Genomic DNA, 24593 nt, shown 5'->3' on the forward strand with positions numbered 1-24593 from the left:
GGAAAGCTTGATCCGGTCTAGACGATCGGCCGACCAAAGGGAACGTGCGAGCGCTCAGACCGTCCTGTCGGCTGTGGACGTCGCGTCTGGCCGAAAACCCAGACGCTGAAGCAGAAAGCGTGGATATAGGCCGAGAATTCGAGCATTTCCTCGATTCCCTCATGGCCGAATTTCTCGCCGACCTCTGCGACGATCAACAGCAGAAATGCGATCCCGAGCGGCCAGAAGACGAAGCTCCAGCGCGGCTTGATCATCGCCATGAGATTATGGCGTCGCAAAAAGAATCCGACGAGCATGATCGCGCCGCCAGTGGTCACGAGGACCGTTTTCCAGGACCTCTCGATGCACGCGCCGCCGTCGTAGAAGTGGCTTTCACAGGCCGGCATTTCCCGGACGATCGCGCAGGCGAGCAGATAGGCGATCGGGATGCACCATGTGCCGAGCGGTCCGGGCGAGCGCCAGGCACAGACGGCGAAGACGACGGCAGCAAGCCCCACTACGACGGCCTGTGGCCATTCGACAGGGCCGTTTTCGGCAAACCATGTGGCTGCGTACGGGGTCTCACTCTCGATGAACCAGCCGATTCCCGCGCCGATCAACAGCAGCACGATTCCGAGGCCGAGCCATTGGGGAACAGAAGGATATTGGGGGGGACGCACTGCAGCACCATCGAACAATTACTAAGGCTGGATGACAGTGAACGCGGCCGACGGCAAGCGCTTTGCCGGTCGTCCGCAAAAATTATTCTCCGCTTGTTCGGATTTGGCACAGCCAACCCTTGCAAATGCACCGTGGCGATATCGCCCCGATGGGATCGCCGTCGTCAGGCCGAACAGGCGTCGGACCCGTGGCCCCAGCGGTCCAGATCGCCGTGGATGCGCGGGCCGATATCCGGCTTGCCGGACAAAGGACCGTAGATCGCGACATCCCGCGCGCCGCTTTGTCCCTCGACGACCAGCAACGGTCGGGCCTCCGGCTGGCCATGCGGCACCAGAAGGAACCGCGGCCGGCCCGAATAGGACGACAGCTCGGGCGCTAAGGTATAAGTGGCAAACGCCGGATCGTTCGACTGGAACCAGCAACGGTTGGCGAGAAGCGTCAGCCGCTCCATCCGGTCGAGGCCGGTATCGGTAGCCGCGGTCGGCGACGGCGGCGGCGTACCGCATCCGGCCAGAAGAGTGGCCACGCCGAGCGCGGCAACCGCCGCCGGTCGAAGAGCCGGTCTTGCGGGTGACGGGAGAGCCCTCCTGGGCCGCGGCTCGATCACGCGGCCGCCCTGGCCGCCAGCCCGAGCACGCTTTCGAAGACGCCGCGTCCGTCGGTGCCGCCATGCTCCGGCTCGATGAGATTTTCCGGATGCGGCATCAGGCCGAGCACGTTGCCGGCTTCGTTGACGATCCCGGCGATGTCGCGGACCGCGCCATTGGGATTCGTTCCCTCGGCGTAGCGGAACACGATCTGGGCATTGCCCTCCAGCCGCTCCAGCGTCGCGTCGTCGGCAAAATAGTTGCCGTCATGGTGGGCGACGGGACAGCGGATGACTTGGCCCGCCGAATAGGCGGAACTGAAGCGCGTGTCGGCGTTGACGACCTCGAGCTTCACCTCGCGGCAAACGAAACGCAGCGACGTGTTGCGCATGAGGACGCCGGGAAGAAGCCCGGCCTCGCAGAGGATCTGAAAGCCGTTGCAGACGCCGAGCACCGGCACGCCTCGGCCGGCCGCCTCGGCCACCGCTCTGAGCACCGGCGCACGCGCCGCGATGGCACCGCACCGCAGGTAGTCGCCGAAGGAGAAGCCGCCCGGAATGACAATCAGGTCGGCCGGCGGGATGTCCGTTTCGGTCTGCCAGACCGTGACCGGCGGCTTGCCGGTGATCGTGGTCAGCGCCGCGATCATGTCGCGGTCGCGATTGAGGCCGGGCAGGAGGACGACGGCGGTTTTCATCGGTTCTCCTGCGGTCTCTAGCCGATCTCGACGGAGTAGTTCTCGATCACCGTGTTGGCGAGCAGCTTGTCGCACATGTCCTTGAGGTCGGCTTCGGCCTTCGCTCTGTCGTCGCCTTCCAGCACGACGTCGAAGACCTTGCCCTGCCGAACCTCATCGACGCCGCTAAAGCCCAGAGAGCCCAGCGCTCCCTCGATCGCCTTGCCCTGCGGATCGAGCACGCCGGTCTTGAGGGTGACGATGATGCGGGCTTTGATCACGGCTCAGTCTGCCTTGCGTGGTACGATGCGGAGGGGTTGTCGGGGTCCCGGTGCCAGCCTGCGGGCTACTTGACCAACACCGGGCCGGAAGGGCGGGGCGGATCGTTCTCGTTCATGATCCCGAGCCGGCGGGCGACTTCCTGATAGGCTTCGACCAGTCCGCCCATGTCGCGGCGGAAGCGGTCTTTGTCGAGCTTGTCCTGGGTCTGCACGTCCCACAGCCGGCAGCAGTCCGGCGAGATCTCGTCGGCCACGACGATGCGCATCATGTCGCCCTCGAACAGGCGGCCGGTCTCGATCTTGAAGTCGACGAGCTGGATGCCGATGCCGAGGAAGAGCCCGGAGAGGAAATCGTTGACACGGATGGCGAGCGCCATGATGTCGTCGATCTCCTGCGGGCTGGCCCAGCCGAAGGCGGTGATGTGTTCTTCCGACACCATCGGGTCGTCGAGCGCATCGGCCTTGTAATAGAACTCGATGATCGAGCGCGGCAGCACCGTGCCTTCCTCGATGCCCAGGCGCTTGGCCAGAGAGCCGGCCGCGATGTTGCGCACCACGACTTCGAGCGGAATGATCTCCACTTCCTTGATCAGCTGCTCGCGCATGTTGAGCCGCCGGATGAAGTGGGTCGGGATTCCCATCTTGTTCAGATGGCTGAAGATGTGCTCGGAAATGCGGTTGTTGAGGACGCCCTTGCCGTCGATGATGTCGTGTTTCTTCTTGTTGAAGGCGGTGGCGTCGTCCTTGAAGAACTGCACCAAGGTGCCGGGTTCCGGACCTTCGTAAAGAATCTTGGCCTTGCCTTCGTAGATACGGCGGCGACGTGTCATAAGGGGCTCTATCTGATGGGCGCGCCCCTGGGAAAGGGCGCCACAAGCTGATGATCTTCGAGCGGGTGTTAGACCAATCGCCCACGGCAAACAATTGCCGTGATTGCAAATTGGGATTTGGAAGAGGTCAAGGCAAGATCGCGCGAGGCCTATCCCCCACCATTTTGCCAACCCGTCACGTGGCAAAATGGTGGGAAAAATGCTATCCTGCCCATTGGAAAGAGTGCGGCTCTTTGTGGGGAGGACCACGATCATGTCGATCAGCGATCGAAGCCGGGATTTCGAGGCCGGCTATGTCAACGACGAAACCTTCCGCTTCCGGGCAAGAGTGCGGAGGAACGAGCTTCTGGCTCTATGGGCGGCCGAAAAACTCGGCAAATCCAATATCGAGGCCAAGGTCTACGCGCGGGAGGTCGCGACGGCCAACGTCAATGCTCCCACCGACGACGAGGTCTTTGCCAAGATCCGGGCGGATTTCGACGAGGCGGGCGTACGGCAGTCGGACCACCAGATCCAACGCACCATGAGCGACATGCTGGCGAAGGCCGAACTCGAGCTGAAGACCCTGGCCCAGGACCAATAGCGAAGCTCGGGGCTCCGGGCGGTCGACGCGGGCTCCCATCGCGCGAGATGAAGCGCCGTCGCCTTGTCTCGCGGCGACATCGGGCGGGCCGCCGAGCGCGGCCGTGGCCATGTCGGGCTCGATGGCTCAGGGCCGGGGCGAAAGGCGGGACAGAAACTTGCCGAACGTCAACAGCCCTTCGGGCCAGGGGCCATGGCCGCTCTCGGCGTTGAGGTGGCCGGCTTCACCGGCGTCGATGAAGAGAGATCCCCAGGCTGCTGCGGCGTCCTCCGCTGCTTCGAAGGAGGAAAACGGATCGTTCCGGCTCGCGACCACCACGGACGGAAAGGGCAGCGGATCGCGCGGGTAGGGGCCGAACGTCATCAGATGCTTGGGTCTGATCGCCGGGTTGGCGACGTCCGGCGGCGCGACGAGGAATGCGCCCGCGACCGGCTTGGAGAACTGCGGCACGGATTGGACGGCGGTCGCCACGCCGAGCGAATGGGCGACGAGTACGATCGGCCGCTCACAGTCGGCGACGACATCGGCCGTCGCCGCGGTCCAGAGATCGCGCTCGGGTTTGCCCCAATCCGCCTGTTCCACCCGTCGAGCGGTCGACAGGCGTCGTTCCCATCGGCTCTGCCAATGCTCCGGCGGGGAATTCTTGTATCCGGGGATGATCAGGATATCGGCTTCGGAAACGCGCATCCTGGCGCAGATGTGGAAGGCGAGGGGGCTTGTCAAGGACGCCCCGCCCGGGCCGCAGCTTGGGCCGGACGCAGGGCTCCGAATCCAAATTACTGAAGGGATGGTGTGAGGAGTTCGGCGAGGTAGTCTGTCGACCATCCTGCGAGTTTACGGCGGGTTTTCAGGGAGTTCTTGTCGGTTGCGCTGCGGATGAGGTTGAGGGCAAAGTGGCGGACGACGGCCATATTCTTGGCGCCATGGCCCTTTCTGAGGCGGGATTGATCGTCGGCGAAGGTGACGTCGAGCACCCAGTGAAGCCGGTTCTCGATGGCCCAGTGGCCGCGCACGGCCTCGGCCGCCTTGGGGGCGGAGAGGGCGGCGGAGGAGATGAAGTAGCGCGTGTCGAAGCGCCTGCGGTCGGCCAGTTGGGTGCGGCTCTGCACCCTGACGATGCAGGCAGCGTCGGGCAAGCGCAGTTCGCCGGGAAAGCGGCGCTGGCCGGCGAGCCAGTCGACCTCGCGGAGCACGTGGACGGTCCGCTCCTCGATGCGGCCATGGCCCTTGTCGCACTGGATGTCGGTGTCGATCGTGCCGGAGGAGGCGTCGTCGAAGCAGGCTTCGACCTCGGCCCGAAGCGTCGGCTGGTTGGCCTTCACGGCCAAGAGGTAATCGGCGCCCTCGGCGCGGATGGCACTGGCGATGGTGGCGTTGGTGGCGATGGCGTCGATGGAGACGAGCGCCCCCTCGAGCCCGCCCTCGGCCCCAAGCCGCTCCAGGAGCACCGGGATTGCCGCGAGTTCGCTGGCCTTGTCCGGCACCGCCTCCTGGCCGAGAACGAGCCGGCCAGTGGTGGCGAAGGCCGAGACCAGGTGGATCGGTGCCTGGCCCTTGCCCCTGTCGTGGCTGCGGCGGGAGGTCTTGCCGTCGATGGCCACGAGGTCGGCCCGCTCCGGCCAGGTGGCGCGCACCCAGTCGGTGAAGGCCTGGGAGAACAGCGCCGGACTGATCCGGTTCATCAGGATGGTCAGCCAGCGATCGCCCGGCACGCCATGCTCGTAGGGCAGGAAGCGGCGCAGGAACGACAGATGCGCCTTTCCCCAGGCGGCGATGTTCTCGTAGTCGTCGCAGTCGGCCATCGACCCGCAGACGACGAGGAGCAGGATCTCCGGCAATGGATGATAGATCCGCCTGACATCGCGCGGGTCCTCGATCTCGGCAAAATGCTCCAGCAGAACAGCCAGACGCGACTTGGCGCCCAGGGCATCGGCAGTAGGCGACATGGCGGCGGCTCCTCGAATCAACCGCCGCCATGGAATCAGTCTCTGCGCAACCCGTCACCCAATGTCATTTGAGTTCGGAGCCCTGGGGCCGGACGGCGGGCGCTTTACAGTCTTGGGCGCCATCCCTATGTTCGCGGCCCGACTCTCAACTGATCCCTTGCAAGCGAGGTTGCGGCATGCGTGCCGAGATCGAATCCATGGTCGACGAAATCAAGCAGGCGATCGGCCTGCTGAGGAGGCATCTTTGACTGGGATGTCTCCCTCAAACGACTGGAAGAACTGAACGCCAAGGCCGAGGACGCCTCCATCTGGAACGATCCGGTCGAGGCGCAGAAGCTGATGCGCGAGCGTCAGCAGCTGGAAACCTCGATCACCGCCATCCGTGGCATGGAGCGGGACCTGAGCGATAGTCTCGATCTGATCGAGATGGGCGAAGCGGAGGGCGACCGAGACGTCGTCACCGAGGCCGAGGCGGTGATCCGTCACATTCAGGGCGATCTCGCCAAGCGGCAGGTCGAGGCATTGCTGTCCGGCGAGGCCGACGAGAACGATACCTATCTGGAAGTGCATTCGGGCGCCGGCGGCACCGAGAGCCAGGATTGGGCGTCGATGCTGCTGCGCATGTACATGCGCTGGGCGGAACGCGCCGGCATGAAGGTCGAGGTGCTCGAGGAAAATCCGGGCGAGGAGGCCGGCATCAAGTCGGCGACGATTCTGGTCAAGGGCCACAACGCCTATGGCTGGCTGAAGACGGAGTCCGGCGTTCATCGTCTCGTCCGCATCTCGCCTTTCGACAGCAATGCGCGGCGGCACACCTCCTTTGCGTCGGTGTGGGTCTATCCCGTTGTCGACGATTCTATCGAGATCGAGGTCAACGAGTCCGACTGCCGCATCGACACCTACCGGTCGTCGGGCGCGGGCGGGCAGCACGTCAACACCACCGACTCGGCGGTGCGCATCACACATCTGCCCTCGGGCATCGTCGTCCAGTGCCAGGCCGAGCGGTCGCAGCACAAGAACCGGGCGACGGCGTGGTCGATGCTGCGGGCCCGCCTCTACGAAGCGGAGCTGAAGCGCCGTGAGGAGGCGGCCAGCGCGGAAGAGGCTTCCAAGACCGATATCGGCTGGGGCCATCAGATCCGTTCCTACGTCCTGCAGCCCTATCAGCTGGTCAAGGACCTTCGCACCGGCGTGGAGAACACCGCGCCGCAGGACGTGCTCGACGGCGAAATCGACGAGTTCATGGAAGCCGCCTTGGCGCATCGGGTGCACGGCGGCGACACTGCTGTGGCCGATATCGACTGACGCACGAGAGGGAGCCGCGCCGGTGCGCGCGTCCGGTCAGGCGATGGACCGGATTTCGCGGCCGATCTGCAGGAAGCGGCTGGGATTGACCGCCCGGCCGTTCTCGCGAACCTCGTAATGCAGGTGCGGGCCGGTGCTGCGGCCCGTCGAGCCCACGGCGCCGACCACCTCGCCCGCCATCACCTCCTGGCCGACGCTCACGGAGATGCGCGACAGGTGAGCATAGCGGGTCGTGAACCCGCCGCCGTGATCGACCTCGACCATGTTGCCATAGCCGCCGTTGCTGCCCGCATAGACGACGCGGCCACCGGCCGTCGCGGTGACGGCCGATCCCCGGAGCGCGACGAAGTCGATGCCGGTGTGCATCGCCTTCGTCCCGAGAAACGGATCACCGCGCACGCCGAAGCTGCTGCTGATCCGCAAGGCGACGACAGGGGAACGCAGCGGCAGCCGCGTAGTCGCCGTCTTCAATGCTTCCAGCTCGCCGAGCGCCGCATCGAGCTCATTGAAGGCCGAGTCGAACACCGATGATTCGCGGATCGGAACGAGCGGGCCGCCTTGGCCGTCCGTTTCCGACTGCGGCGGGACCGTCAGGCCGCCGGCTCGCAGCGCGGCCGCGATCGCACCGGCCTTCTGCCAGGCGTTCTGCGTCAGGATCTGGACCTGCGCGATCTGGTCCTTTTCCACGTCGTCCAGCGAATCGCCGATCCGCAGAATGAAGTCCCCACGGTCGATATCGGCGCCGGCAGGGGGCTGAGCCGAGGCGCGGGCATCAGACGAAACGACCGGATCCTTCTGGGGGGAGTGATCGATGAGCGAGAAGCGGGCCAGCCTGTCGGTCCGCGCGGCCGGCGCGAACGCCAGCAACGAGGCATCGAGATCCGCTTCGGCGGCGGCAAACTTCTCGCTACGAGCGGGTCGGGGTGTCGGCACCGGTATATCGGTCGGTAGCAGGCCCACGGCCTCCGCCTTCTTCAACAAAGGCGTCAGCTTGTTGTAGCGCTCGGAGAGTTCGTCCTGCTGGTCGAGAAGCACGTCGACCTTGGTGCGCAGCGTTTGCTGGTCGATCATCTGTCGGCTGGTCACGCGATCGAGCTGGGCCCTCAGGGCCGCGATCCGCGTTTCGTAGTCCTGCTCGACCTCAGCCTGCCCGCCGATCGACGGCAGTTCGCCGCTGATCACGACGTAGGACGCGGAGCCGAGGGAGCCCATCAGGAGCAGGGAAGCGGCACCGGCCGCGAGAGCCAGCACCAGGGGACGCACCGTGAACTCGCGGCTCTTTTCACCGCGCGCAATGATGACGGTATGCGGCTGCTTCGATTCTCCGAAGATACTTCTAAGCTGGGCTGCCGTCATCGTTCGGTCCAACTGATTACACGTCCTGCGGGGGCTTATGCCTTCTCAATGTCGTGATTAGACCTTGTTAGGGTTAACAAAGACTTTCAGACGGCCTCGCGCCCCTCGCAAAGCCTTGTCGCGCAAGCCTTGGACCGTTGCTCAAGCGACGTCGGAGGTAAGCTCGGAGCGCTATCCCGCTGCCAGGTCGCGGGCGGCGGCGAGCACCTCCTGGGCATGACCGGGAACCTTGACCTTGCGCCAGATGCAAACGATTCGGCCGTCGCGGCCGATCAGCGCCGTCGTGCGCTCGACGCCCATATATTTGCGGCCGTACATGCTTTTCTCGACCCAGGTGCCGAACGCACCGAGCAACGCCTTCTCCTCGTCGGCCAGAAGCGTGACGGCGAGAGCGTGCTTGTCCTTGAACTTCGCATGCTTTTTCACCGGATCTGGCGAGACGCCCAGAACGGCCACGCCGATCTTGTCGAAATCGTCGGCGAGCGCGCTGAAATCGATCGCTTCGGCGGTGCAGCCGGACGTATCGTCCTTGGGATAAAAATAAAGGACGAAGATCCTGTCGTTGAACGTCTGGGACGAGACCGTCTGTCCGGCCTCGTCCGGCAGGGCGAAGTCCGGGCAGGGATCGCCCACGTCGATCGTTGTCATCATGCCTTCCTTTCGGCGAAAAGGATTGTGAGAGAGAAGCTTGGGCAGAGCGCGGAGCCCCACGCAAGCTTCACTTCCGGTTGGTCGCATATAGCCGTTGAAAGCGCCACAGGCCTGCGCGTCGCTTTGCTGCTTGACTATGGAAAGGCAACGTTCGATGGACGGCTTCGACGAGACCAGGATCGTGCCATGACAGACGTCGAGAAACCCGGCCAGTTTCTCTAGGATGATCTCGTCTTCCATCAGACACGCCATTCGATTCTCTGCAGCGATCCTGGCCGCCGTCGTCGCTTTGTCGATCATCGCGATCGCTCTCCTGTTCGCCGTGCTGAACACCGAGGCCGGGCAACGATTCGTTGCCGAGCGTACGGAGGCTGCGGTCGGCAGGCTGCTCGGCCCACACTACACGATCCGGCTGGACGACCAGCACGTCGGCTTCGGCCCCGAGGGAACGCTTGCGGTGCGATGGCAGGATGCCGAACTGGCGCGCCTCGATGCGCCCGATCAGTCGACGCACGTGGAAAGTATCGAAGTCGGCCTCAAGCTTTGGCCGCTTCTGGCGAACAAGCTCGCCCTCGACCATCTCGCGGTTCGCGGGGCGGCTATCGACGTCGGCGGCCTGCTGCCGCCGCTGCCGGGTGAGCCTCGACAGGACGAGAGCGAGGTCGACGCCCCGCAACGCATCGTCGGACTGGCCGACGCGCTGGTCCAACACTTGCGCGATCAGACCCAGCTCTTCGCCCGTTTCGATTTCCATCTCGTGACGCTGGAGGATATCGAGCTGACGGGGCTGGCGGCCTTGCCGATCCCGGCCCGCTCCATCCTCATTCGATCCTCGCGGCTGGAACGCGATTCGACGGGCTCGATCCGCCTGGCCTCGACGGCCGAGGTCGACGGCTTCGTTCTTCCGTTGTCGGGCCGCATGGTCGTAGACCCGCGCGACGGTCGTTTCCAGTGGCTCGAACTGGGCGCAACCGACCTCGATCTCGGCGCCGTGATGCCGCCGACCGAGGAACCCGGCGCGCGCAAACCTATTGCAACCGATGCTCATGCACGGCTCTCCCTCGTCATCGACGACCGCGAGCCGAACGAGGGGTATGATCTGCGTTTTTCGGGTGGGCTCGGCGACGGCACGATCCAGGTCGGCAAGGCCAAGACGATCGTTCGAGATGCCGAGCTGAACGTGTCGCATCGCGAGGGTGACGGCCGGTTCGTGGTCGAACCGTCGCCGATGGCCTTCGAGGGCGTCTCCTTCGATCTGGTCGGTGCCGTTTCCGCCGAGCGGCCGGCCGGCCAGAAGCCAGGACCGATGGCCATATCGCTGGCGACGCGCAATCTGCGCTCCACGATCGGACTTGCGCCGGGACAGACCCAGGCGGCCGATTTCAGCTTGGAGGCCGAGCTCGATCTCCCCGGTCGCGTCTTCAATCTGTCCGAGATCTCGATCGGATCGGACAAAAACGCCTTAGTCGGTTCGGGACGTGCCGAATACGGCTCTCCGGACGGGACGGTTCGCGCGCGTTTCGACACGGTCGGCATCGACACGGCCACCGTCAAGGCGTTTTGGCCGTTCATGCTTTCGAGCGAGACGCGTGGCTGGATCCTCGACCATTTCGGCGATGGCGGCCGCGTGACCGGCGGCTCGATCGTTCTGAACTTCGATCGACAGGGCCTGCAGCGGGCACTCGACCCGGACAAAGATCCGAACGAGGACGAACTGCAACTCGACGTCGATTTGGAGAACGTCGATTTCGGCACGCTCGGCGACATGCCGCATCTCTCCGCCGTCAGCGGTCATGTCGCGACCCGGGGCCCGCACACCGCGGTCTCGGTCGAACAGGCAAAGGTCGACGGATTCGCGAATGTCGCCGTCGAGCCTTCCTCGATCAATTTCGCCAAGCAACCTGACCGAACCACGCTGGCGAACCTGTCCCTGGCGCTGTCCGGTGCGGCCGACGAACTCTTGTCGATCGCCGACCTCGATCCGGTCAACGCCCTCCGCAAGGAGGATATCTCCGCGTCCGACTTTTCCGGCAATGCCCAAGTTCAGGTCGAGGTCGAACTCGTTCTCGGCAGACAGCTGGAGGAGAAGGATCGCCTGCGGTCCTGGTCGGTCGGTTTTCAGTTGGACAAGGTCGATATCGCCAAGCCCGTCGACGGCCGCAACCTCTCCGAACTCAGTGGAACCGGCACCGTTCTTCCCGACCGGATCACCGGCGAACTCGGCGGCAAGTTGGACGGCCTGCCGGCAACCTTTTCCGTCGTGCATCCGCTGCGGGAAGGGGCGGATCTCAAGGAAACGATCACCATCGGCCTGCTCTTGACCGGCGATGAGATCCACCAGGCGATGTCGGGCCTGAGCGATATCGTGGACGGGACCGTCACGGGCACGGTGGTGCATGAGGCCGATAGGGACACCGCGTCGTTCGATCTCGAAAACGCCGAGTTGACCTTGCCATGGGTGGGCTGGAGCAAGGGCAAGGGCGTGGCCGCCGGGCTGACCTTCGATCTCGTTTCGGCCGAAAACGGAACCGAGCTGAAAAACGTCGTCCTGTCGGGGCAGGGTTTCGAGGCCCGCGGCGAGATGATTCTCGACGGCAAGGGGCTCCGTTCAGCCTCGTTCGACAAGGTGGCCCTCAATCCGAACGACGACATCTCGTTCGGGCTGCAGCGCGTCGCCAATGGACTCAGCCTCCGGGTTGGTGGGAAGCGGTTCGACGCCCGATCTCTGCTGCAGGACATCCGCTCCGATCTCGCCACCGAAATCGACAGCGCCGATCGCCCTTCCGATACTGGAGACCAGCTCGATATCGGCGTGACGATCGATCGCGTCACCGGCTTCGGCGATTCGGACCTGATCGGCTTCATGCTCAACTATGCCGGCACCAGCCGCGAGATTGCCGCCCTCTCCGTCGCGGCGAAGACCACCACGGGCGGCAAGGTTGCCGTGGACATCGCGCCGCGAAACGGTGCGCAAGCGCTGAGCGTCACCAGCAGCGACACCGGTGCGATGCTGGCGTTCACGGGGCTTTACGAGCACATGCGCGGCGGCGGCGGCTCGCTGCAGCTGATCGGCTCGGGCACGACCGGCTATCGCGGACGGTTGCAATTGCAGGATTTTACGCTGGTCGACGAGCCGCGGCTGTCGAGCCTGGTGACGGCGACGCCCGATCCCGAACGCGCCAGCCTGGCCGGCGCCCTCGGCCGCGACATCGAGACAGAGCGGGCGTTTTTCGACCATGCCTCGGCGAACATCACCTATGGAGCCCGCCGCCTGATGGTCGAGGACGGCATCGTCCGCGGTCCGGTCTTCGGCTCGAGCTTCGCCGGAACGCTGCGCGACGAACACGGCCGCATCGATATCTCCGGCTCGTTCATGCCGGCCTACGGCGTCAACCGCATCTTCGGCGCGATCCCGCTGTTCGGCCAGATCCTCGGCAACGGCAACGAGGGCGGACTGATCGGCATCACCTATCGGCTGGCCGGCGCTTTTTCCTCGCCGACGCTCACCGTCAATCCGATCTCGGCGATCGCACCGGGCATCTTCCGGCGCATCTTCGAGTACTGAGGCGCCCCGTCAGCCGACGGGCCGCACCAGCACGTGGCGCTTCTTGCCGAGTGACAGCTTCACGACATCGCCGTCCTGAAGCTGGGCCGGCCCGATCGCCATCTTTTCGTTGGAGACCGGTTGATCGTTGACCCTGACCGCGCCGCCTTTCATGTGGCGACGGGCCTCGCCATTCGATGCCGCCAGACCCGCGGTGACGAACAGCGAGAGCAGGCCGATGCCGCCCTGGAACTCGGCCGCCGGCACGTCGATCGTCGGAAGCGTTTCGGCCAGCGCGCCTTCCTCGAAGGTCTTGCGCGCCGTCTCCGCCGCTTCATCGGCCGCAGCGCGTCCGTGCAGCAACGCGGTGGCTTCGGTCGCCAGCACCTTCTTGGCCTCGTTGATCTCAGCGCCGCCCAGGGCTTCGAGCTTGGCGATCTCGTCCATCGGCAGGATCGTGAAGAGCTTGAGGAAGCGCCCGACGTCGGCGTCCTCGGTGTTGCGCCAGTACTGCCAGAAATCCCATGGGCTGAACTGCTCGGCGTTGAGCCAGACCGCGCCCTTGGCCGTCTTGCCCATCTTGGTGCCGGAGGCCGTGGTCAGCAGTGGCGTGGTCAACGCGTAGAGCTGATGCGTCCCCATGCGGCGGCCGAGATCGACGCCGTTGACGATGTTGCCCCACTGATCCGATCCGCCCATCTGCAGATTGCAGCCATAGCGGCGCGCCAGCTCCACATAGTCGTGGGATTGGCAGACCATGTAGTTAAACTCGATGAAGCTCATCTCCTGCTCGCGATCGAGCCGCAGCTTGACCGAATCCATGGTCAGCATGCGGTTGACCGAGAAATGGCGGCCGACCTCGCGCAGCATGTCGATATAGCCGAGCTTCAGAAGCCATTCCGCGTTGTCGACCATCGTCGCGTCGGTCTTGCCGTCGCCGAAGGACAGCACCTTGGCGAACACGCCGCGGATCGACGCCTTGTTGGCCTCGATCTCGTCGAGCGTGCGCATCGGGCGCGTCTCGTCCTTGCCGGACGGATCGCCGACCATGGTCGTGCCGCCGCCCATCAGTGTGATCGGCTTGTTGCCCGACTGCTGCAGCCAATGGAGCATCATCATGGTCAGGAAGTTGCCGATGTGCAGCGATGGCGCCGTGCAGTCGTACCCCACATAGGCCACGACCTCGCCCTTGGCAGCCAGGGCATCGAGCCCCTCGAAATCGGAGCATTGGTGGATGAACCCGCGCTCTTCGAGCGTGTTCAAAAACTCGGACTTGAAGCCGGACATGATTGCTGATCCTCTTGGCGGCGCTGGAAACAACGCCAACTCGGCACGGACCGCAGCGGTTTATCAGCATTCACTCAGAATTCCAGACCGGGAGAACGACAATGCCGACATCAGGGAGGGTACGGGCCATCGGCCTGATGAGCGGCACCTCGATGGACGGCATCGACGTGGCCCTGATCGAGACGGACGGCGAGGCCGTGGTCGCGCGCGGTCCGTCCATGGGCTTTCCGTATGATGCGGATCTGCGGGCGCGCGTCATCGCCGAGCTGGAGCCGGCGAAGTCGATCCTGCATCGCCAGGACCGGCCGGACGGCCTCAAGGCGCTGGAGGACGACCTGACCGATCGCAACGCCGACGCGGTCGCGCGGTTTGCGGCCGGGCAGGGCATCGATCTCGGCAGCGTCGACGTGATCGGCTTCCACGGCCAGACGGTACTGCATCGACCGGATCATGCCCTGACCGTGCAGCTCGGCGATGGAGAGCGCCTGGCAAAGGCTCTCGGGCGTCCGGTGGTCTACGACCTGCGCGCAGCCGACATGGCGGCCGGAGGCGAAGGCGCGCCGCTGGCTCCGGCCTATCACGCCGCCCTGGCCGCCGGACCGCTGGCGGACCTCAGTGGGGATGGCCCGGTGGTCTTCGTCAACATCGGGGGAATATCCAACGTCACCTTCATCGAGCCCGGACACGATCCGATCGCCTTCGACAGCGGGCCCGGCAACAACCTGCTCGACCAATGGGTCGAGCAGGAGGCCGGGCTGGCCTACGACGAAGACGGCGCGATCGCAGCGCGCGGGCGCGTCATCCCGGCACTGGCTCAGACCTATCTGACATCGGCCTTCTTCGTGCACCCGGCGCCCAAGTCGCTCGACCGCGCCGATTTCATCGCCCCGGCTAAGGAAGCGGGTTCGCTTCAGGATGTGGCGCGTACGCTCTGCCATGTGACGGCGCAGGCCATCGCGCGTTCGGTCGAACACTTCCCGAAGGCGCCGATGCTCTGGGTGGTCTGCGGCGGTGGCCGCCGCCACCCGGTGATCATGGCCGATCTGGCGGCGGCAGTTGCCGAGCGCGGCGGTCGGGTCATCGCCGCGGAAGAGGCCGGGATCGCCGGCGACGCGGTCGAGGCCGAGGCCTGGGCCTATCTGGCGGTGCGCTCTCTCAAGGGGCTGCCGATCACCTGGCCGACGACCACGGGCTGCCATGCGCCGACGACGGGTGGCGTGCTGGTCGAACCATAGGTCGAGGGCATGGGAGGCGAAACGGACGATCGAGAAAAGCGCGCGCTCGAGGCCGCGACGGTTATCCTGCTCTCGCGCTTCCCGGAGGCCCGGTGCGGCTTCGCTGCCGGTTCGATCATGCGAGGCGAAGGGACGGCGACCTCCGACATCGATCTGGTCGTCGTGTTCGAACGTCTCGATGCCGCGTGGCGGGAATCCTTTTATGCCGAAGGATTTCCCGTCGAAGCCTTCGTCCACGATGACGAAACGCTGGCCTGGTTCATGGCCGAGGATGCCCAGAGAGGCGTTCCGAGCATCGTCGCCATGGTCGCGGAGGGCCGGCCGGTTGGTCCGGATGCGGCGTTGGCTTGCGCATTGCAGACTGAGGCGGCGGACATGCTGGCGCAGGGCCCGCCGCCACTGACGTCAACTCAGCTCGATGAGCTTCGCTACCGCATCACCGATCTCTTGGAGGATATCGGCGCCGGCCGCTCGGCGGCCGAGCTTCGGGCGATCGCCGCAAGCCTTCATAAGCCGTTGGCCGACCTCATCCTTCTCGGCAGAAGACGATGGTCCGGCCAGGGCAAATGGATTCCTCGGCTGCTCGCCGACCTGGACCCGGCACTCGCCGGCGAATTCGACGATGCCATGTATCGCCTTTGCGAAGGGGACGGCGAGCCGATCGCGTCTCTGGCCAAGCGTGAGCTTGCCCGGCACGGCGGAGCGCTTTGGGTCGGGTATCGGCTCACCGCGCCGGCAAGCGCAAGGTTGTCTCGCGACCAGACGTAGGCCGACAAGACCGGTCCGGCGAGAGACCGGGCGTCCTATCGGAGACGCTTCGGCCTCGGATCGGAAAGCTCGCCGGCAATGCGGCGGTCGAGGTAGTCCGCGCATTCCGCCAGCAGTTCGTCGGTCCTGTCGGTGAAAAAGTGGTTCGCGCCTTCCATCGTCTTCTGAGTGATGACGATGCCTTTTTGCGAATGCAGCTTATCGACCAGGACCTGCACATCCTTCGGCGGTGCCACACGATCCTTGTCGCCGTGGATGATCAGGCCGGATGACGGGCAGGGCGCCAGGAACGAGAAGTCGTAAGAGTTGGGCTGCGGCGCGATCGACAGGAAGCCCTCGATTTCGGGGCGCCGCATCAGCAGTTGCATGCCGATCCACGCGCCGAACGAGTAGCCGGCCACCCAGCACTGCTTGGAATCCGGATGCAGGCTCTGCACCCAGTCGAGCGCGGCGGCTGCGTCCGACAGCTCACCGGCGCCGTGGTCGAACTCGCCCTGACTGCGGCCGATGCCGCGAAAATTGAAGCGCAGCGTGGTGAACCCACGTTCCACGAACATATAGAAGAGCTGGTAGACGATCTGATTGTTCATCGTCCCGCCGAACCGCGGATGCGGGTGCAGAACCATGGCGATCGGCGCGTTCTTCTGTTTGGCGGCCTGATACCGGCCTTCCAGGCGGCCGGCAGGTCCATTAAAGATGACTTCGGGCATAACTGACTTCCTGTCGAAACGAACGCGTGTTTTCAGGATGGTTTGACAAAGGACACGCGATTTCGCGGGTCTCGACGTTAGAACGCTTCTAAGATACGCTCATTCACCAACGGCGCTATCTAGTGTAGGACGATGCGCCAATTCAAGAAATTTGCGCATGAAGATCAACGAAGGTCGTTGGAGCACTTGTCTTCGCTGATGGCTGCCGCACCGCACCGGATTTACCTCGACCACAACGCCTCGGCGCCGCTGTTGCCGGAGGCGCGCACCGCGCTGGTGAACGCCCTGGATCTGGTCGGCAATCCGTCCTCGGTCCATCAGGAGGGCCAGGCTGCGCGTGCGGTCGTGGAAGAGGCCCGGCGCAGCGTCGCCAGACTGGTGAACGGCAAACCGGCGGAAGTGGTCTTCACCAGCGGCGCCAGCGAGGCTGCCTCGACCTGCTTGTCACCAATCTGGATCGAAGACGGCCAGGAAATCGAACTCGACCGGCTTGCCGTCATCGACACCGATCACCCGGCGATCCGCGACGGCGGACGGTTTGCGCTTGACCGCGTGACGCGGCTTGCCGTCGATGCCGACGGGCTGCTGCGTATGGATACGCTGCACGCCTGGTTGCGGACCCTGCCGGAGCCGGGTCGGGGCATGCTGGCCTTCACCTGGGCCAACAGCGAGACCGGCGTTGTGCAGCCGTTGTCCGCCATTGTCGACGTCTGCCGCGAGCATGGCGTGATCCTGGTGGTCGATGCCGTTCAGGCGGCGGGGCGGTTGCCCATCGACATGGCCGCTTCCGGCGCGGACGCCTTGATCCTCTCCGGCCACAAGATCGGCGCGGCCAAGGGTGTCGGCGCCTTCGTCCTGTCCGGCAAGCGACGTCGGCCGCTGCCGCTCGTCACCGGTGGCGGACAGGAGGGCTACCGGCGCGCCGGAACGCCGGCCGTGCCCCTGATCGCGAGCTTCGGCGCGGCCGCTGGTACGGCTGCGAGTCGGATGCCCGACGCCGATCTGCGGATAAGGAGCCTGCGTGATCGCCTGGAAGCCGGCCTGCATCGGTTGTCCGGGCGATGCCTTGTCCTGGGAGGCGCGGCGCCGCGACTGGCCAACACGCTGGCCGTGGCGTATCCCGGTCTCCGCGCCGAGACGGCGCAGATCGCGCTCGATCTTGCGGGATTTGCCGTGTCGGCGGGCTCGGCCTGCACATCGGGCAAGGTCGGGCCGAGCCATGTGCTGGCCGCGATGCATGCGGCCGGTTGCCCCGTGGATCCAAAGGACGGTGCCATTCGGCTCAGCCTGGGTTATGAGACGACGGACGAGGACATTGATGCGTTTGTTGGAGCGTATGAGGCATTGATCGCGCGGACAGACAAAGAAGCATCCGGCCGCGCCGCGGCTTGAGGAGGAATGAGCCGGGGACCACGCACTTTTCGCCTTCATTTTCGGCGCGCGAGGCCCCATGTGAGACTGACGGCCGTGATCGGCCGGTCCGAACCGACCACCGGACTTTGAATCCGGCGAGTATGGAGACGCCAAATGCCTGCTGTTCAGGAAACCATCGATCAGGTGCGCCAGATCGATGTCGATCAATACAAGTATGGTTTCGAGACCCTCATCGAGATGGACGTGGCCCCCAAGGGGCTGAACGAGGACATCATCGCGCTGATCTCCGCCAAGAAGGGCGAGCCGCAATGGATGCTCGACTGGCGGCTCGAGGCCTTCGCCCGCTGGAAGACCATGGAAGAGCCGTCCTGGGCGCGGCTGAACTATCCCGAGATCGACTTCCAGGACATCCACTACTACGCGGCGCCCAAGTCGATGTCCGGTCCCAAGTCGTTGGACGAGGTCGATCCGGAGATTTTGGCGACCTATGAAAAGCTCGGCATCCCGCTGAAGGAGCAGGAGATCCTGGCCGGCGTGCGCAAGCCGGAGGAACCCTCGCAACTCGACGAGGACGGCGGCGAGGACGCGGGCAGCCAGCGCGGCCGCGTTGCCGTTGACGCGGTGTTCGATTCCGTCTCGGTGGCCACCACCTTCAAGAAGGAGCTTCAGAAGGCCGGCGTCATCTTCATGCCGATCTCCGAGGCGATCCGCGAACATCCGGATCTGGTGCGCAAGTATCTGGGCTCGGTGGTGCCGACCTCGGACAATTTCTACGCGACGCTCAACTCGGCGGTCTTTACCGATGGCTCGTTCGTCTACGTGCCGGAGGGCGTGCGCTGCCCGATGGAGCTGTCGACCTATTTCCGCATCAACGAGCGCAACACCGGCCAGTTCGAGCGCACGCTGATCATCGCCGACAAGGGCGCCTACGTCTCCTACCTGGAAGGCTGCACCGCGCCGCAACGCGACGAGAACCAGCTTCACGCCGCAGTGGTCGAGTTGATCGCGCTCGACGACGCGGAAATCAAATACTCGACCGTCCAGAACTGGTATCCGGGCGACAAGGACGGCAAGGGCGGCATCTACAACTTCGTCACCAAGCGGGGCGATTGTCGCGGCAAGAACTCCAAGATCTCCTGGACCCAGGTCGAAACCGGCTCGGCGATCACCTGGAAGTATCCGTCCTGCATTCTGCGCGGCGACAATTCGCAGGGCGAGTTCTATTCGATCGCGGTGTCCAACGGGTATCAGCAGATCGATTCCGGCACCAAGATGCTGCATCTCGGCAAGAACACCGTGAGCCGCATCATCTCCAAGGGCATTTCGGCCGGCAATTCGAACAACACTTATCGCGGCCAGGTCGTGGCGCAGCGGCGGGCGTCGAACGCGCGCAACTTCACCAACTGCGACTCGCTGCTGATCGGCAACGAATGCGGCGCACATACGGTGCCCTACATCGAGGCGAAGAACTCCTCCGCCCGCTTCGAGCACGAGGCCACGACGTCGAAGATCTCCGAGGACCAGCTGTTCTACTGCATGCAGCGCGGCATCCCGGAGGAGGAGGCCATCGCGCTGATCGTCAACGGCTTCGTCCGTGACGTGATCCAGCAGCTGCCGATGGAGTTCGCCGTCGAGGCGCAGAAGCTGATCAACATCAGCCTCGAAGGTTCCGTGGGATGATCAAGCGGATCTGGCATGGCTATACGTCTCCAGACCGCGCTGACGAATACGAAACCCTGCTTCGCAGCGAGGTGATGAAGGAGATCGAGGGAAAGCACATTCCCGGTCTGCGCCGTTTCGAGGTGCTGCGGCGGGCGCTTTCCGACGAGGTCGAATTCATCACCATCATGGAGTTCGAATCGCTCGACAGCGTGAGAGCCTTCGTCGGCGAGGATTACGAGCAATGCTACGTGCCCGCCGCGGCCCGCGCTGTCCTGAAGCGATACGACCAGCGCTCACAACATTACGAACTGCGCGATGCGCGCATCTACGGCCAAAGCTTTTAGGAAGCGAACAATGCTTGAAATCAAGAACCTGCACGCCCGTGTGGCCGAGGACGGCACCGAAATCCTGCGCGGCGTGAACCTGACCGTGCAGCCGGGCGAGGTTGCCGCCATCATGGGGCCGAACGGCTCCGGCAAATCGACGCTGTCCTACATCCTCGCGGGCCGCGAGGACTACGAGGTCACCGAGGGCGACATCCTCTACAACGGCGAATCCATCCTGGAATTGGATCCGGCCGAGCGCGCCGCGTCCGGCATCTTCCTGGCCTTCCAGTATCCGCTGGAGATCCCCGGCGTCGCGACGATGACCTTCCTGCGCACGGCGCTCAACGCCCAGCGCAAGGCGCGCGGTGAGAGCGAACTGACGACGCCGGAGTTCATGCGTGCCGTCAAGGAGGCGGCCGGCCACCTGCAGATCGACACCAATATGCTCAAGCGGCCGCTCAACGTCGGCTTCTCGGGCGGCGAGAAGAAGCGCGCCGAGATCCTGCAGATGTCGCTGTTCGAGCCGAAGCTCTGCATCATGGACGAAACCGATTCCGGCCTCGACATCGACGCGCTGCGCATCGTCTCCGAGGGCGTCAACGCGCTGCGCTCGCCGGAGCGCGCGTTCCTTGTGATCACCCACTACCAGCGCCTGCTCGAGCACATCGTGCCGGACACCGTGCATGTGCTCTACAAGGGCCGCGTCATCACCACGGGCGGCAAGGAACTGGCCCTGCAGCTCGAAGAACAGGGCTACGCCCAGATCATCGACGAGGCGGCCTGATCATGGATATCGCGAAGACCAGACAGAAGTCGCCCGGCGAGGAGGTCCTGATCGAGCGGGCCGCCCTGCTCGTCGGCGAGACGTCGAGCGGTTCGGACGGCCGCCAGACGGCGCTCGACATCCTGCGGCAGGAAGGACTGCCGAGCCGGCGGACCGAGGCTTGGCACTATACCGATCTGCGCAACCTTCTCGGCCGAACCGCGCCGGAGGTGGTCGCGGGCGATGAGGCGGACGACAGCCTTCTGCCGCCGCTGCTACCGAACGGCTATGTCGTCAATGTCGGTTCCGACGGTGGCTCCACACCGCCCGCCGGCGTCACCGTCGAGACGGTCGACCAGCAGGCCGAATGGAATCATTCCTTCAACCATCTCGACCGAGACTTCGACACCATCCGGCTGCTCAACGTCGTCTTCGGCGCCAAAGCATCGCGGGTGACGGTCGCCGAAGGGCAGCAGCCTACCGCCTCGATCGAGCTGCGGCCGGAGCCCGGTGCCGCCGGCAGCCACGCCTTCGCGGTTTGCGAGGTCGGCGCGGGCGCCAAGGCGACCTTCGTCGAGCGCCTGTCGCCCGGAACGGCCAGCGCGCTGTCGACCGGGGTCGCGGAACTGGCGCTGGGCGACGGCGCGGAAGTGCTGTGGATCGTCGACCAGGAAAAGAGCGGCGGTGAAACGCACCTCGGCCAGCTCAATGTGAGGCTCGGCGCCGACGCCAAGCTCCTGCTCTTCGTGCTCAACGCCGGCGGCGCGCTCGTGCGCTCGGAAGTGCACGCCGTGACCGAAGGCGAGGGCGCCGATATCCGCATTCGCGGCGTCAATCTGCTCGCCGACGGGCAGCACGTGGACGTGACGACGACGCTCAACCACCAGGTTCCCAACACCACGGCGACGGAGACCTTCCGCAACGTGGTGCGCGGCGGGCAGGGCGTGTTCCAGGGCATGATCCGCGTCTCGCAGCCGGCCCAGAAAACCGATGCGAAGATGGCGTGCAATTCGCTACTCCTGTCGGATGAGGGCGGGTTTTCCGCCAAGCCGGAGCTGGAGATCTTCGCCGACGACGTGCTGTGCGGGCATGGCGCGACGGCCGGCGAGATCGATCCGGACCATCTGTTCTACCTGATGTCGCGCGGCATTCCCGAGCAGCCCGCGCGGGCGCTTCTGGTCAAGGCCTTCGTCGACGAGGTGGTCGAGGAAATCGAGGACGAGGCGATCGTCGAAGCGTTGGAGGCACGCATCGATCGCTGGCTCGAAACGCACGCCTGACTTAAGTGGCACCTTCATCTTCGGGCTCCGGCCCGAGGACCCGGAAAAGCGGCAGCGTCATCGCAGGCATGAGTTGGGCCCGATATCCGTTGGCGCCCGCTTGACGAGAAAGGCTGGATCCTCGGGCTGTGGGGTTCGAGGACGACGACAGAGTTCTTTCGGGATCGGCAGTGATGACCCGATCGGCATCACGGACCCAGCCAGGACGAACGACCTTGGAGGTACACCGGTGGAGATCTCGCTCGATCATTGCGTCATCCATGTTTCCGACTGGGACCGCTCTGGCGACTTTTACAGCCGGGTTCTGGGCGCCGAGATCGTGCCGGAGAAGGTCGGCTTCGCCTTGCGCTTCGGCGCTCAGCAGCTCAACTGCCATGGCCCCGGCAAGACCGCCGAACCCGTGGCCAAGTTTCCGGTAATGCCCGGCGGCAGCGACCTCTGCTTCCGCTGGTACGGCGCCATCGACGGCGCGGTCGAACATCTCGAACGGGAGGGTGTCGCCATCGAACTCGGTCCGATTTCACGGATCGGCGCCATGGGCCGAGGCCTGAGCGTCTATTTTCGTGATCCGGACGGGTCGCTTCTGGAGTTCATTTCCTATGACATCTGACGTGCTCAGCGATACCACCTCGGCCTACGATGTCGAGGCGATCCGCCGCGACTTTCCGATCCTCCAGACCCAGGTCTACGGCAAGCCGCTGGTCTATCTCGACAGCGGCGCGTCGGCGCAGAAGCCGCGCCAGGTCCTCGACGCCATCCAGCGGGCCTACACCGAAGACTACGCCAACGTTCATCGCGGCCTGCATTATCTGTCGAACCGGGCGACCGATGCCTTCGAGGCGGCGCGCGAGAAGGTTCGCGCCTTTCTGAATGCGCCGAGCGCGGAGGAGATCGTCTTCACCCGTTCGGCCACCGAGGCGATCAACCTGGTCGCCTATTCCTACGGGATGGCGGAAATCGGCGAGGGCGACGAGATCGTGCTCACCATCATGGAGCACCACTCGAACCTCGTTCCGTGGCACTTCATCCGTGAGCGCAAGGGGGCGAAGCTCGTCTTCGTGCCGGTCGCCGAGGACGGCTCGATCTCTGTCGAGGCCTTCGAGAGCGCCTTGAGCGAGCGCACCAAGCTCGTCGCCATGACCCATATGTCGAACGTGCTCGGGACCGTGACGCCGGTCAAGGAGGTGACGGCGCTCGCCCATGCCCGCGGCATTCCCGTTCTGGTGGACGGCAGCCAGGGTGCGGTGCATCTGCCCGTAGACGTCGCCGATATCGGCTGCGACTTCTACGTCTTCACCGGACACAAGGTCTACGGGCCGACCGGCATCGGTGTGCTCTTTGGCCGCAAGGAGATGCTGGAGCGCATGCGGCCTTTCAACGGCGGCGGCGAGATGATCTCGGAGGTGACGCTCGAAACCGTTACCTACAACGAGCCGCCGCACCGCTTCGAGGCCGGCACGCCGCCCATCGTCGAGGCGATCGGCCTCGGCGCGGCACTCGACTATATGCGTTCGATCGGGCGGGAGGCGATCGCCGAGCACGAGACTCGGCTGCGCGATTATGCCCACGAGCGGCTGAGGGCGATCAACGCGTTACGCATCTATGGCAACGCGCCGGGCAAGGGTGCCATCGTCTCCTTCGACCTCGAAGGCATTCACGCTCACGACGTGGCGATGCTCATCGATCGGGAGGGTGTGGCGGTCCGGGCCGGCACGCACTGCGCGCAGCCGCTCTTGAAAAGCTTCGGGACGAACTCCACTTGTCGGGCGTCCTTCGGTATGTATAACACGGTGGGTGAGGTCGACCGCCTGGCCGATGCGCTGGAGAAGGCGAGGCGTTTTTTCGCCTGAAGGAAATGCTATGAGCGACGACATCGACAGCCGGATCTCGACCGCAGACGGCACTGCTGCCGCGAATATCGCGATGGCGGACGGTGGCGTATCTGCAGGTTCGGCGATTCCGGCGGACGAATTGACCCGGCTGACCGGCGATATCATCGGCGCGTTGAAGACCGTCTATGATCCAGAAATTCCGGCCGATATCTATGAACTCGGGCTGATCTACAAGATCGACATCGAGGACGACCGCAGCGTGCGCGTCGAAATGACGCTGACCGCCCCGGGCTGCCCGGTGGCCGGCGAAATGCCGATCTGGGTCGAGAACGCGGTGTCGTCCATCGAGGGCATCTCTCACTGCGACGTCGATATCGTGTTCGATCCGCCGTGGACGCCGGAGCGGATGAGCGAGGAAGCGCAGATCGCGGTCGGCTGGTTTTGACGGTGGAGCGCGGCGTCGCTGAAGGGCGCCCGCGTATTTCGGGTGTGCTTGAGACATGCGTCTATGTCGACGACATGACGGAAGCACGCCGGTTCTATGAGGATGTGCTCGGTCTGCCGATCATTCTAAGCCAGGATCGGATCACCGTCTGCGATGTTGCCCCCGGCGCTGTGTTCATTCTGTTCCAGCGTGGCGGAACGCTGGAGCCCATCGAGACGTCGGGCGGGACCGTACGCCCCATGACGGCACCGGGCCGATGCACATGGCGTTCTCGATCGCGGCCGACTCATTGCCGGCGTGGCGGCGACAGCTCGCCGAGGCGTCCGTCGCCGTGGAAAGCGAGGTCACCTGGTCGCGGGGTGGCACCAGCCTTTACCTGCGAGACCCGAGCGGCAATCTGATCGAACTGGTGACGCCGGGTCTTTGGCCGAACGAGGCCAATGACTTGCGCTGAGCGTCCGGAGATCTCATCTTTGGGCGGAAATGGCGAGG

The 24593-nt window shown here is 64.7% G+C and carries 25 protein-coding genes; 14 read left to right on the top strand and 11 right to left on the bottom strand.

Annotated features, from left to right (window positions below; all coding sequences use genetic code 11):
- Nucleotides 1–17: 17 nt before the first annotated feature.
- From SMD10_RS11665 to purC, 5 genes are all read right to left on the bottom strand, one after another.
- Nucleotides 18–608: a hypothetical protein gene (locus SMD10_RS11665; protein ID WP_331685867.1), complete on the bottom strand. Its 591-nt coding sequence runs from the start codon at nt 606–608 to the stop codon at nt 18–20.
- 215 nt (nt 609–823) lie between these two features.
- A complete protein-coding gene (locus SMD10_RS11670) occupies nt 824–1186 on the bottom strand; it encodes a hypothetical protein (protein WP_331685868.1) in 363 nt (120 codons plus the stop codon).
- A gap of 77 nt (nt 1187–1263) precedes the next feature.
- Nucleotides 1264–1944 (bottom strand): phosphoribosylformylglycinamidine synthase subunit PurQ, encoded by a 681-nt coding sequence (gene purQ / locus SMD10_RS11675; protein WP_331685869.1) that lies wholly within the window; start codon nt 1942–1944, stop codon nt 1264–1266.
- A gap of 17 nt (nt 1945–1961) precedes the next feature.
- Nucleotides 1962–2204 (bottom strand): phosphoribosylformylglycinamidine synthase subunit PurS, encoded by a 243-nt coding sequence (gene purS / locus SMD10_RS11680; protein WP_331685870.1) that lies wholly within the window; start codon nt 2202–2204, stop codon nt 1962–1964.
- 65 nt (nt 2205–2269) lie between these two features.
- On the bottom strand, nt 2270–3034 hold the full coding sequence (gene purC, locus SMD10_RS11685; protein WP_331685871.1) for a phosphoribosylaminoimidazolesuccinocarboxamide synthase: 765 nt from the start codon (nt 3032–3034) through the stop codon (nt 2270–2272).
- Between the two features lie 253 nt (nt 3035–3287).
- Here purC and SMD10_RS11690 point away from each other — a divergent pair, with 253 nt between their 5' ends.
- Nucleotides 3288–3617: a DUF1476 domain-containing protein gene (locus tag SMD10_RS11690; RefSeq protein WP_331685872.1), complete on the top strand. Its 330-nt coding sequence runs from the start codon at nt 3288–3290 to the stop codon at nt 3615–3617.
- A 126-nt stretch (nt 3618–3743) separates the two neighbouring features.
- Here SMD10_RS11690 and SMD10_RS11695 read toward each other — a convergent pair whose 3' ends face one another.
- Nucleotides 3744–4304, bottom strand: coding sequence for an RBBP9/YdeN family alpha/beta hydrolase (locus SMD10_RS11695; RefSeq protein WP_331685923.1), 561 nt, complete (start codon nt 4302–4304; stop codon nt 3744–3746).
- A gap of 89 nt (nt 4305–4393) precedes the next feature.
- Nucleotides 4394–5563 (bottom strand): ISAs1 family transposase, encoded by a 1170-nt coding sequence (locus tag SMD10_RS11700; protein WP_331685873.1) that lies wholly within the window; start codon nt 5561–5563, stop codon nt 4394–4396.
- 176 nt (nt 5564–5739) lie between these two features.
- Between SMD10_RS11700 and prfB the strand changes: the two genes are divergently transcribed.
- Nucleotides 5740–6868 (top strand): peptide chain release factor 2 gene (gene prfB, locus SMD10_RS11705; protein ID WP_331685874.1). Its coding sequence is split into 2 segments (ribosomal slippage): nt 5740–5808 and nt 5810–6868, totalling 1128 coding nucleotides; the frame shifts between segments, so codons are not numbered across the junction.
- A 36-nt stretch (nt 6869–6904) separates the two neighbouring features.
- On the opposite strand, the gene SMD10_RS11710 is transcribed toward prfB, so the two are convergent.
- Together SMD10_RS11710 and SMD10_RS11715 are read right to left on the bottom strand one after the other, a co-directional pair.
- Nucleotides 6905–8224 (bottom strand): M23 family metallopeptidase, encoded by a 1320-nt coding sequence (locus SMD10_RS11710; RefSeq protein WP_331685875.1) that lies wholly within the window; start codon nt 8222–8224, stop codon nt 6905–6907.
- 171 nt (nt 8225–8395) lie between these two features.
- Nucleotides 8396–8872, bottom strand: coding sequence for a peroxiredoxin (locus tag SMD10_RS11715; RefSeq protein ID WP_331685876.1), 477 nt, complete (start codon nt 8870–8872; stop codon nt 8396–8398).
- Between the two features lie 226 nt (nt 8873–9098).
- On the opposite strand from SMD10_RS11715, the gene SMD10_RS11720 reads away from it, so the two are divergent.
- Nucleotides 9099–12440: a hypothetical protein gene (locus tag SMD10_RS11720; protein ID WP_331685877.1), complete on the top strand. Its 3342-nt coding sequence runs from the start codon at nt 9099–9101 to the stop codon at nt 12438–12440.
- Between the two features lie 9 nt (nt 12441–12449).
- Here the strand turns inward: SMD10_RS11720 and tyrS are convergent, their stop codons facing one another.
- Nucleotides 12450–13706: a tyrosine--tRNA ligase gene (tyrS, locus tag SMD10_RS11725; protein WP_331685878.1), complete on the bottom strand. Its 1257-nt coding sequence runs from the start codon at nt 13704–13706 to the stop codon at nt 12450–12452.
- A 101-nt stretch (nt 13707–13807) separates the two neighbouring features.
- Here tyrS and SMD10_RS11730 point away from each other — a divergent pair, with 101 nt between their 5' ends.
- Both SMD10_RS11730 and SMD10_RS11735 read left to right on the top strand, forming a co-directional pair.
- On the top strand, nt 13808–14941 hold the full coding sequence (locus SMD10_RS11730) for an anhydro-N-acetylmuramic acid kinase (RefSeq protein ID WP_331685879.1): 1134 nt from the start codon (nt 13808–13810) through the stop codon (nt 14939–14941).
- A gap of 9 nt (nt 14942–14950) precedes the next feature.
- A complete protein-coding gene (locus SMD10_RS11735; RefSeq protein WP_331685880.1) occupies nt 14951–15709 on the top strand; it encodes a nucleotidyltransferase domain-containing protein in 759 nt (252 codons plus the stop codon).
- A gap of 35 nt (nt 15710–15744) precedes the next feature.
- Here the strand turns inward: SMD10_RS11735 and SMD10_RS11740 are convergent, their stop codons facing one another.
- Entirely contained in the window at nt 15745–16419 is a 675-nt protein-coding gene (locus SMD10_RS11740; RefSeq protein ID WP_331685881.1) for an alpha/beta hydrolase, read from the bottom strand.
- 198 nt (nt 16420–16617) lie between these two features.
- On the opposite strand from SMD10_RS11740, the gene SMD10_RS11745 reads away from it, so the two are divergent.
- The 9 genes from SMD10_RS11745 to SMD10_RS11785 all read left to right on the top strand — a co-directional run bounded on the left by SMD10_RS11745 (nt 16618) and on the right by SMD10_RS11785 (nt 24555).
- Nucleotides 16618–17811: a cysteine desulfurase family protein gene (locus SMD10_RS11745; RefSeq protein ID WP_331685924.1), complete on the top strand. Its 1194-nt coding sequence runs from the start codon at nt 16618–16620 to the stop codon at nt 17809–17811.
- Nucleotides 17812–17946: 135 nt separating this feature from the next.
- Entirely contained in the window at nt 17947–19473 is a 1527-nt protein-coding gene (gene sufB, locus SMD10_RS11750; RefSeq protein ID WP_331685882.1) for a Fe-S cluster assembly protein SufB, read from the top strand.
- Nucleotides 19470–19799, top strand: coding sequence for an antibiotic biosynthesis monooxygenase family protein (locus SMD10_RS11755; protein WP_331685883.1), 330 nt, complete (start codon nt 19470–19472; stop codon nt 19797–19799). The genes sufB and SMD10_RS11755 overlap by 4 nt, the downstream gene beginning before the upstream one ends.
- A 10-nt stretch (nt 19800–19809) precedes the next feature.
- Entirely contained in the window at nt 19810–20565 is a 756-nt protein-coding gene (gene sufC, locus SMD10_RS11760) for a Fe-S cluster assembly ATPase SufC (RefSeq protein WP_331685884.1), read from the top strand.
- Between the two features lie 2 nt (nt 20566–20567).
- Entirely contained in the window at nt 20568–21824 is a 1257-nt protein-coding gene (sufD, locus tag SMD10_RS11765) for a Fe-S cluster assembly protein SufD (RefSeq protein ID WP_331685885.1), read from the top strand.
- A gap of 229 nt (nt 21825–22053) precedes the next feature.
- Nucleotides 22054–22434: a VOC family protein gene (locus SMD10_RS11770; protein ID WP_331685886.1), complete on the top strand. Its 381-nt coding sequence runs from the start codon at nt 22054–22056 to the stop codon at nt 22432–22434.
- On the top strand, nt 22424–23674 hold the full coding sequence (locus SMD10_RS11775) for a cysteine desulfurase (RefSeq protein WP_331685887.1): 1251 nt from the start codon (nt 22424–22426) through the stop codon (nt 23672–23674). The genes SMD10_RS11770 and SMD10_RS11775 overlap by 11 nt, the downstream gene beginning before the upstream one ends.
- A 73-nt stretch (nt 23675–23747) precedes the next feature.
- Entirely contained in the window at nt 23748–24101 is a 354-nt protein-coding gene (locus SMD10_RS11780) for an SUF system Fe-S cluster assembly protein (protein ID WP_331685925.1), read from the top strand.
- Nucleotides 24102–24357: 256 nt separating this feature from the next.
- Nucleotides 24358–24555, top strand: a complete 198-nt coding sequence (locus tag SMD10_RS11785; RefSeq protein ID WP_331685927.1) for a VOC family protein — start codon at nt 24358–24360, stop codon at nt 24553–24555.
- The last annotated feature ends 38 nt before the right edge of the window (nt 24556–24593 follow it).

Source organism: Consotaella aegiceratis (genome assembly GCF_036541425.1).
GTDB lineage: Bacteria > Pseudomonadota > Alphaproteobacteria > Rhizobiales > Rhizobiaceae > Consotaella > Consotaella aegiceratis.

Excerpts from the sequence above, each read along its gene's own strand:
- purQ (WP_331685869.1), bottom strand. The coding sequence starts at position 1,944 with ATGAAAACCGCCGTCGTCCTCCTGCCCGGCCTCAATCGCGACCGCGAC.
- purC (WP_331685871.1), bottom strand. The coding sequence starts at position 3,034 with ATGACACGTCGCCGCCGTATCTACGAAGGCAAGGCCAAGATTCTTTAC.
- SMD10_RS11690 (WP_331685872.1), top strand. The coding sequence starts at position 3,288 with ATGTCGATCAGCGATCGAAGCCGGGATTTCGAGGCCGGCTATGTCAAC.
- SMD10_RS11695 (WP_331685923.1), bottom strand. The coding sequence starts at position 4,304 with ATGCGCGTTTCCGAAGCCGATATCCTGATCATCCCCGGATACAAGAAT.
- SMD10_RS11700 (WP_331685873.1), bottom strand. The coding sequence starts at position 5,563 with ATGTCGCCTACTGCCGATGCCCTGGGCGCCAAGTCGCGTCTGGCTGTT.
- SMD10_RS11710 (WP_331685875.1), bottom strand. The coding sequence starts at position 8,224 with ATGACGGCAGCCCAGCTTAGAAGTATCTTCGGAGAATCGAAGCAGCCG.
- SMD10_RS11715 (WP_331685876.1), bottom strand. The coding sequence starts at position 8,872 with ATGACAACGATCGACGTGGGCGATCCCTGCCCGGACTTCGCCCTGCCG.
- SMD10_RS11720 (WP_331685877.1), top strand. The coding sequence starts at position 9,099 with ATGATCTCGTCTTCCATCAGACACGCCATTCGATTCTCTGCAGCGATC.
- tyrS (WP_331685878.1), bottom strand. The coding sequence starts at position 13,706 with ATGTCCGGCTTCAAGTCCGAGTTTTTGAACACGCTCGAAGAGCGCGGG.
- SMD10_RS11730 (WP_331685879.1), top strand. The coding sequence starts at position 13,808 with ATGCCGACATCAGGGAGGGTACGGGCCATCGGCCTGATGAGCGGCACC.
- SMD10_RS11735 (WP_331685880.1), top strand. The coding sequence starts at position 14,951 with ATGGGAGGCGAAACGGACGATCGAGAAAAGCGCGCGCTCGAGGCCGCG.
- SMD10_RS11740 (WP_331685881.1), bottom strand. The coding sequence starts at position 16,419 with ATGCCCGAAGTCATCTTTAATGGACCTGCCGGCCGCCTGGAAGGCCGG.
- SMD10_RS11745 (WP_331685924.1), top strand. The coding sequence starts at position 16,618 with ATGGCTGCCGCACCGCACCGGATTTACCTCGACCACAACGCCTCGGCG.
- sufB (WP_331685882.1), top strand. The coding sequence starts at position 17,947 with ATGCCTGCTGTTCAGGAAACCATCGATCAGGTGCGCCAGATCGATGTC.
- SMD10_RS11755 (WP_331685883.1), top strand. The coding sequence starts at position 19,470 with ATGATCAAGCGGATCTGGCATGGCTATACGTCTCCAGACCGCGCTGAC.
- sufC (WP_331685884.1), top strand. The coding sequence starts at position 19,810 with ATGCTTGAAATCAAGAACCTGCACGCCCGTGTGGCCGAGGACGGCACC.
- sufD (WP_331685885.1), top strand. The coding sequence starts at position 20,568 with ATGGATATCGCGAAGACCAGACAGAAGTCGCCCGGCGAGGAGGTCCTG.
- SMD10_RS11775 (WP_331685887.1), top strand. The coding sequence starts at position 22,424 with ATGACATCTGACGTGCTCAGCGATACCACCTCGGCCTACGATGTCGAG.
- SMD10_RS11780 (WP_331685925.1), top strand. The coding sequence starts at position 23,748 with ATGGCGGACGGTGGCGTATCTGCAGGTTCGGCGATTCCGGCGGACGAA.
- SMD10_RS11785 (WP_331685927.1), top strand. The coding sequence starts at position 24,358 with ATGCACATGGCGTTCTCGATCGCGGCCGACTCATTGCCGGCGTGGCGG.